Source organism: Vibrio sinaloensis DSM 21326, assembly GCF_000189275.1.
Classification (GTDB): Bacteria; Pseudomonadota; Gammaproteobacteria; order Enterobacterales; family Vibrionaceae; genus Vibrio; species Vibrio sinaloensis.
Genome location: NZ_AEVT01000130.1, coordinates 1 through 6,662 on the forward strand (window position 1 = coordinate 1; position 6,662 = coordinate 6,662).

General features: G+C 40.3%; 10 protein-coding genes. All 10 read right to left on the minus strand.

The window, feature by feature from the left end; genetic code table 11:
• Window positions 1–137: 137 nt before the first annotated feature.
• The 10 genes from RH45_RS22330 to RH45_RS22375 all read right to left on the minus strand — a co-directional run bounded on the left by RH45_RS22330 (window position 138) and on the right by RH45_RS22375 (window position 6,048).
• The gene (locus RH45_RS22330) at window positions 138–584 is read right to left on the minus strand and encodes a DUF4262 domain-containing protein (RefSeq protein WP_008081776.1); all 447 of its coding nucleotides are present in this window, start codon (window positions 582–584) and stop codon (window positions 138–140) included.
• Window positions 585–702: 118 nt separating this feature from the next.
• Window positions 703–1,152 (minus strand): hypothetical protein, encoded by a 450-nt coding sequence (locus RH45_RS22335; RefSeq protein ID WP_138956426.1) that lies wholly within the window; start codon window positions 1,150–1,152, stop codon window positions 703–705.
• Window positions 1,153–1,388: 236 nt separating this feature from the next.
• Window positions 1,389–1,772 (minus strand): hypothetical protein, encoded by a 384-nt coding sequence (locus RH45_RS22340; RefSeq protein ID WP_008081779.1) that lies wholly within the window; start codon window positions 1,770–1,772, stop codon window positions 1,389–1,391.
• A 154-nt stretch (window positions 1,773–1,926) separates the two neighbouring features.
• Complete coding sequence (locus tag RH45_RS22345) at window positions 1,927–2,550, minus strand: hypothetical protein (protein ID WP_008081780.1); 624 nt, start codon at window positions 2,548–2,550, stop codon at window positions 1,927–1,929.
• Between the two features lie 148 nt (window positions 2,551–2,698).
• Window positions 2,699–3,313, minus strand: coding sequence for a hypothetical protein (locus tag RH45_RS22350; RefSeq protein WP_008081781.1), 615 nt, complete (start codon window positions 3,311–3,313; stop codon window positions 2,699–2,701).
• Between the two features lie 140 nt (window positions 3,314–3,453).
• Window positions 3,454–3,921 (minus strand): DUF1353 domain-containing protein, encoded by a 468-nt coding sequence (locus RH45_RS22355; protein ID WP_071986214.1) that lies wholly within the window; start codon window positions 3,919–3,921, stop codon window positions 3,454–3,456.
• A gap of 107 nt (window positions 3,922–4,028) precedes the next feature.
• Window positions 4,029–4,541, minus strand: coding sequence for a GNAT family N-acetyltransferase (locus RH45_RS22360; RefSeq protein WP_008081783.1), 513 nt, complete (start codon window positions 4,539–4,541; stop codon window positions 4,029–4,031).
• 135 nt (window positions 4,542–4,676) lie between these two features.
• Window positions 4,677–5,030: a hypothetical protein gene (locus RH45_RS22365; protein WP_008081784.1), complete on the minus strand. Its 354-nt coding sequence runs from the start codon at window positions 5,028–5,030 to the stop codon at window positions 4,677–4,679.
• A gap of 152 nt (window positions 5,031–5,182) precedes the next feature.
• Window positions 5,183–5,590 carry an NUDIX hydrolase gene (locus tag RH45_RS22370; RefSeq protein WP_008081785.1) on the minus strand — a complete coding sequence of 136 codons (408 nt, stop codon included), beginning with the start codon at window positions 5,588–5,590 and terminating at the stop codon, window positions 5,183–5,185.
• 149 nt (window positions 5,591–5,739) lie between these two features.
• A complete protein-coding gene (locus RH45_RS22375) occupies window positions 5,740–6,048 on the minus strand; it encodes an SH3 domain-containing protein (RefSeq protein WP_008081786.1) in 309 nt (102 codons plus the stop codon).
• Between the last annotated feature and the right edge of the window lie 614 nt (window positions 6,049–6,662).

The window sequence follows — 6,662 nt, forward strand, 5'->3', positions numbered from 1 at the left end:
ATATCCCTCCATGGCTTATAACGCCGCGTTAAGTGGTGAACAACGCAAACCACCAAACCTAACCCATTGTGCCTTAAACACTAAACCTGACTGGAACTGAAACAACCAAGCGTTGTGAATCCGCCTTAAACGCCTTGTTAGTTTGCATATAGCTTAGGCAAAAACCATTTAAAATCTGTTGATGCTTCAGGATCCCAAGGCCAAACACCAGAAGTATCCGGATAGATGAACTGAAGGACTTTGAAGTTTTTGCCCTTGTATAGCCAGTTGGCCCAGCCAAAGTATTCAGCGTAGTATTCTGGACTTACTTCTTTGAAAGTTATATCAAACCCTTCAAGGAAGCCTGAATAGTATTCATCTGGTTTAAATATCTCACCAGCTTTAACTCTATTGTTGTACTCGTTTACTATCCAATGCGCTACTTCTTGATTTAAACCGGTGATTATTATCTCTGGTTGACTGCTTGTTTTTTCTATACCAATTGAATAAGAGAATCCTGGGTACTCATCCTCTTCCATGACATGGAGAATATGACATCCATACTGTTCTATATCTTTAAGCGCTTTTTCTTCGTATTGATCCATAATCTACCTTTGCAAAACTAACGCCGCATTAAGGTGTGAGCAGCGCTTGGCTATACTTGAGCGAAGCGAAAGCGCCAAGCGTTGCGAATCACTCTTAAATGCTTTGTTATGCATATCCCTATGATTTACTGAAAAAACCTTTAATCATGGCGCTACAAGCTCTGATGTCATTCACATATACGAGACTTTCCCCAGTATCTAACTTTTTGATTTTTTCAGAGTAATGTAAACCTTGTATATGTCCTTTAGTACCATCAGAGTCATCATGATTTGCCACTTCATTATCATGTTCAACAATTGCTGTATCAATCTTCCTCACCTGCTCGAACAAATTGATGTTTTGTATTAATACACCAACGACATCACCGCTCAGTAACTCATCTATTTTTCCAACGCACACCGTATGCTTATTGCCTACATAGTTATTTAAGTTCACCAATAGATTTTTCCTAGATTTGAAGTACTCGACGGAAACCTTTTCATTGGATATAGCTTTAGTATCAACTAATGCGTTTTTTACATTATGGACATCGATAAGATACGCTGTATAGTCACTACCTTTATACATTTTATATCCGAACGTAGTGAACCCCAGAGTTACTATGACCAAACCGATACCAATGAATATATTTGTAGCCTTCATTTTTATTATTTCCCCCTATTACTCGCCAATTTTTAAGATATGCATAACGCCCTGCTAAGGGGTGAGCAACGCAATACAAAAGCCGCCGCAAACCACCTTAATCACTAAAATCAACGCATGGTAAAAATGCCACGCGTTGCGAATCCCTCTTGAGCAGTTTGTTAAACGCCTTTCCACCCTTGTAGCCCCAACTTTGTGAGAACTGTCAGGAAAGGGCTATGCTCAGGATCAAACGCAACCCCAAACTTTGGGCTAACAATAAACCCATATTTATCAAACCAATTATTATCTGTTTGTTTTACATATTTCCCTAATTGCTCGAAGGTCACAGAAACCCCTGCAAGTTTTATCGACGGCGTATTCAGAGTAACTTCATATAATCTGTCCTCTTTATCAAAACGATAAACACATGAACCAAAATCAATTTCAGTTAATCCAAGTGAGTTAGTCTTAATGGAATTGGGGGGCCCCTTAATTTCCATTACAGCACGACTGGAGGTATCCAAACTGATACCGTCTATTTCTAGAAATGGGACTATAACCACTGTTGATTCCTCTCGAGACGTTTAACGCCGCGTTAAGTGGTGAACAACGCCAACCACCAAACCTAAACCATTGTACCTTAAACACTTAAGCTAACTTGAACTGAAGTCGCCAAGCGTTGTGAATCCGCCTTAAACGCTTTGTTAGCACTATGATTTACTGCACAACCAAGTATTCATATAGATTAAATACGCCAATTATAAATAACATTAAGCCCGCTACAATTCTGATAGCAGTATATTTTCCTTCATTCTCATCATAAAACTCTTCACCAATGATGCTACGGATCATTTCCCAACGTTCTAATACTTGAGCTAGTAAATAATAACCACACGAGTTAAGGAAAAAAATCATAAGGTTGTATGTTGGATTGAGGAGTTCATATTGACCATATACATACATAGGCACAACCAATCCTAGAGTAACCCCAAACATTGCCGATAATATGGTAAACCCAATAACCAAACCTAACTGAGCAACAAAGAAAGATATTCGACCAACAACTGGAATTTTGGCTGTTGATATGGCGAATCCATACAGTACGAAGTTTAGATGTAAGAAGATTATTCCAATCGTCACCTGCATCATTTCTTCAATAGATATAAATAGTTTATCGTGAGGGAATATTAAGCATACAGCGCCAAGTAAAAATACGGCCAAAAATACTTTTAACCAAATAAAAAGCCATTTAACGATTAAAGTTTCTATTTTCAATTCGTGCAAGAAGTAAAAACCATTTCGGGCCTCTCTGGTAAGCTCAGAGTATAGTCTTCTTATCATTAACTGCCCCCATGTAGATATTAAGAGTGCTAACGCCGCGTTAAGTGGTGAACAACACGACCACTAAACCTAACCCATTGTGCTGTAAACACTAAAGCTGATTCAACCCAAAAACGCCAAGCGTTGTGAATCCGTCTTAAACGCTTTGTTAGGCATATTTTCCAAGCAACCCACTGAACAACTCTTCACTCCAACCTCGATACTCATGAACAAATTCAAAGAAACTCTCATCACTCCAGTTTTGTAAGTCATTAATTACTGACTCTAGAGATATAATGTGAGAAATATTATGTTGCTTCTGTACAGAAGAGTGACCTTCAGCAGATACTTTACCCCAAACCAAGGCTGTTCCTGTTATTTCTGAGAATTCGTCGCTAGCGTTACACCTAACTAAGTACTTTTGTGATTCATTAGACAGTTCAAGGAACAAAGAAAAAGCTCGTTTCTTACTATGGTGTACCAACTGTGTTGGTGAAACCAGTTCTAAATATTTGTACTTTTGATATTCAATTTCACACTTCATCTCAGCAACAAAAACTCGACCGTTTTTATCCTTGAGTAAAAAATCTAAAGTGTAATGCTTACCATCATTATCATAAATCGTTGGACGACCAAGGTTAGTAAAAGGTGATTTTTCATTCTCACACCAGATTCTGATGATATCTTCATTGAATATACCAAAAACACGAGAAAGAAATTTATCGCGTTTCGAACGCCCTTTGTATGGCTTACTTTCAGATATAAACGTGTCTTTAAAATTCAACAGCTTTCTCCTTATGCCTAACGCCAAATTAAGTAGTGAGTAACGCTACCACCCACCTAAACCATTGTGCCGTAAACACTTAAGCCGATTCAAACCAAAAATGCCAAGCGTTACGAATCTGCTTAAATTTATTGTTAGGCTTACTTCTCATCGTTTCTACGATGCTTCCACCATGTAAACCAGCCACCCACTAGTAAAGCTAACCAAGCAAGTACATCAATGAAAGCAATACCGTTAACTTGAATGCCTACATCGCGGAACAGTTTGTCCCAATGCGCTTTACCAGCACCTTTTTGATAGTCAATTAGACTGCCTTCTTCGTCCCTGTATACCAACTTGTCATAACGATAGGCATAGTCATGAATTAATCCAGGAATGAGTAGCAAACCAGTAGGAGAAAGTAACATCCAGAGAGGACGTGGAATCGATGCACCATCAAACTCGAAGCCAGCAGGAATGACAATGATTTTGCCGTCTGGGAGCTTATAACTCCATTCCTCTTTCACCCGCCACTTTCGAATTGAAAAGATCCATATATAGATTCGACAAATCAAGCTAGGAACCTTTTTCGTGCGAATTGGAATGGGTTGTAAAACTGGCATCCTCATTTGAAAACTCCTTGTAAGCCTAACGCCGCGTTAAGTGGTGAGCAACGCAGACCACCGAACCTAACTCATTGTGCCATAAACACTTAAGCTAACTTAACCTGAAATCGCTAAGCGTTGTGAATCCGCCTTGAACGCCTTGTTAGCATTTGGTACCGAGCAACATCGAAACCCAACATTTCTTGTCTGTCTACAAACTCGAACCCACCACGTTCGTAAAACGCCCTTAAGCGCTCTCTGTCACCATGACAGTCGCAACGAACCCAAAGACATCCGCGCTCTTCAGCCAATAAACGTATTGCGGTTAATGCTTGCAAGCCAAAACCTTTGGAGTTGAATGCATTGCCAATCGCAAACTTGTGGAAAAACAGAGTTCCCTTTGTATCCGTGTCTGTCCAAAAATCGTCGACATCAAAGCTAATAAACACGCACCCTATAGTGTGCTGCTCAGATTTCAACAGGTATAAGTTTTCAATAGCATAGTGGCTTTTTAATGCCTTCACTGACACTTGTTGGTGAGTCCACAAGGGTAGCCCTTTCTCATTACAACGCTCTACCGTTTGAGCTAAGAAATTGGAGGCAATATTCCAATGCTCATCTGTAGATGCTTTGACTAACTCCATTACTCCTCCTGAGAATGCTAACGCCCTGTTAAGGTGTGAGCAACGCAATACCGACGCCGCCGCATACCACCTTAATCACTAAAACCAACGCATGGCAAAAATGCCACGCGTTGCGAATCACTCTTAAACAGATTGTTAGTTTTCCGGTTCAGCAAACTTCAAGATATCCTTGTAATTATTTACAACAATATCGATAGAATTATCGTCGTGATAAACTCGATAAAGCTTCCCATTTTCACCATCATTCACATTGATAAAGTATGGATCACCAGAGCCACACAAACAGCAAGCGACAGCTATGTACCCAGATTTAACGACGTTAATACCCGGATAATAGTGGCTAGTTTCATCTTCAATCTCCGAGCGAGCAAAGACCTTAAAATCAGCACCTAACCCAGACAAATCAAAATCATCTGGGATCTCAAATGACTTATTGCTCAAATTGTTCTTGGATATAAAATCTAACCAATAATCAGGAATATATATCACTGCAAACTCCAAAAGAAAACTAACGCCGCGTTAAGTGGTGAGCAACGCCAACCACCAAACCTAAAAATTGCACCTTAAACATTGAACCTGACTTGAACTGAAATCGCCAAGCGTTGTGAATCCGTCTTGAACGCCTTGTTAGCAATAAGAACTCAGAGGTTGAGATAGCCTCTCAATCTTTGCTGGTTAGATGGCACAGCGTCTGGGAGGGCTAAGTACGCTTCTATGTCCATAAGCTGCCAATATTGCCCCTCATCGCCAAACTGAATTTCACGTAACTCACTTTCGGTTATCGTCACAGCAAGAAAATACGCATAACCAAAACCTGTATGACTATCTACTTTTTGCTTGTAATGAATACGCGATGGGCACAGTTCGACCCCGAATTCTTCTTTGAGCTCTCTGAGTGCACAATCCTCTGGAGTTTCGTTCCCTTCACGACCGCCACCAGGTAAATCCCAGTAATTCGGATATGAGATGGAAGAAATATTATCTCTTTTATAGGTGATAATTTGGTCGTTACACTTAACAACTAACTTGCACCCCTTAAAATGTTGCACACCGTCCCTCCTAAGATTGCTAACGCCGCGTTAAGTAGTGAGCAACGCTAACCACCTAACCTAAACCTATATACCGTAAACACTCAACCCAACATAGAATGCAAAGCGCTAAGCGTTGGGAATCTGCCTTAAACGTCTTGTTATGTGCCTTAGGCATTACTCTGAAAGGTTAAGAAAGTACACAAGACCCAACCTATTTCTTGATTCGAATACCTGACTTCACATGCCCAATAATCTTTACCATATGTATCGTTGATTACTTCAATCTTTGCACCTTTTTTTAGTACGGCTTTAGGGCTAGAAGGAGACATATTCTTTGAGATCTGGCGAGCTGCGTCTTTTTCCGTACTATAAACTCGCACATTAGAATCGCTCACAATAGCCACTCTATCGGCAGAACAAGCAGAAACAATTGCTGATGAAAAAGCAAGCAATAGAATTTTAACTAAGAATTTCATCGCAATACCCTATTGGACAAGCGTCCCTATAACCAAAGTTTGTCATGTCTTCGTGTAATACTTCAACAGCGAGTTTTTCGGCACCACTGCCAAGAGGGCTGGCACATAACGCCCTGTTAAGGGGTGAGCAACGCAATACCGAAGCTCACGCATACCACCTTAAACACTAAAATCAACGCATAATAAAAATGCCACGCGTTGTGAATCCCTCTTGAACAGTTTGTTAGGTGTTAACTTCGCAAGTCCATGCATTTCCTTTGCAATATGGCAACAGCGCTCTAATTTCCCTGCCATACATTGCGTTAAAATCACTAACGCTCATAGAGGCTTGACCTATCTTCGATGCCTCTAGCTCCGCATCTACGATTACACAATCGTTGTAAACCTCGAAATTTAAAGTCAACAACGCTGGCTCTAGGTTGCAATGAACAATGTATGTTTTTTGCGGGTCCTCGAGCCAACTTAAAACGCCCAAAAACTGGAGTACGGAATTAGGTCCAACATCAGAAATTGAGAAGGTAGCCCAATTTGCATTCAGAGCTATGTGTAGATCTAACCACCCATCACAAGGGAGACCAAATTTAATCATAGTAGCCTCCTGCTACTTATTGACA

Excerpts from the sequence above, each read along its gene's own strand:
- RH45_RS22330 (WP_008081776.1), bottom strand. The coding sequence starts at position 584 with ATGGATCAATACGAAGAAAAAGCGCTTAAAGATATAGAACAGTATGGA.
- RH45_RS22335 (WP_138956426.1), bottom strand. The coding sequence starts at position 1,152 with ATGTATAAAGGTAGTGACTATACAGCGTATCTTATCGATGTCCATAAT.
- RH45_RS22345 (WP_008081780.1), bottom strand. The coding sequence starts at position 2,550 with ATGATAAGAAGACTATACTCTGAGCTTACCAGAGAGGCCCGAAATGGT.
- RH45_RS22355 (WP_071986214.1), bottom strand. The coding sequence starts at position 3,921 with ATGAGGATGCCAGTTTTACAACCCATTCCAATTCGCACGAAAAAGGTT.
- RH45_RS22360 (WP_008081783.1), bottom strand. The coding sequence starts at position 4,541 with ATGGAGTTAGTCAAAGCATCTACAGATGAGCATTGGAATATTGCCTCC.
- RH45_RS22375 (WP_008081786.1), bottom strand. The coding sequence starts at position 6,048 with ATGAAATTCTTAGTTAAAATTCTATTGCTTGCTTTTTCATCAGCAATT.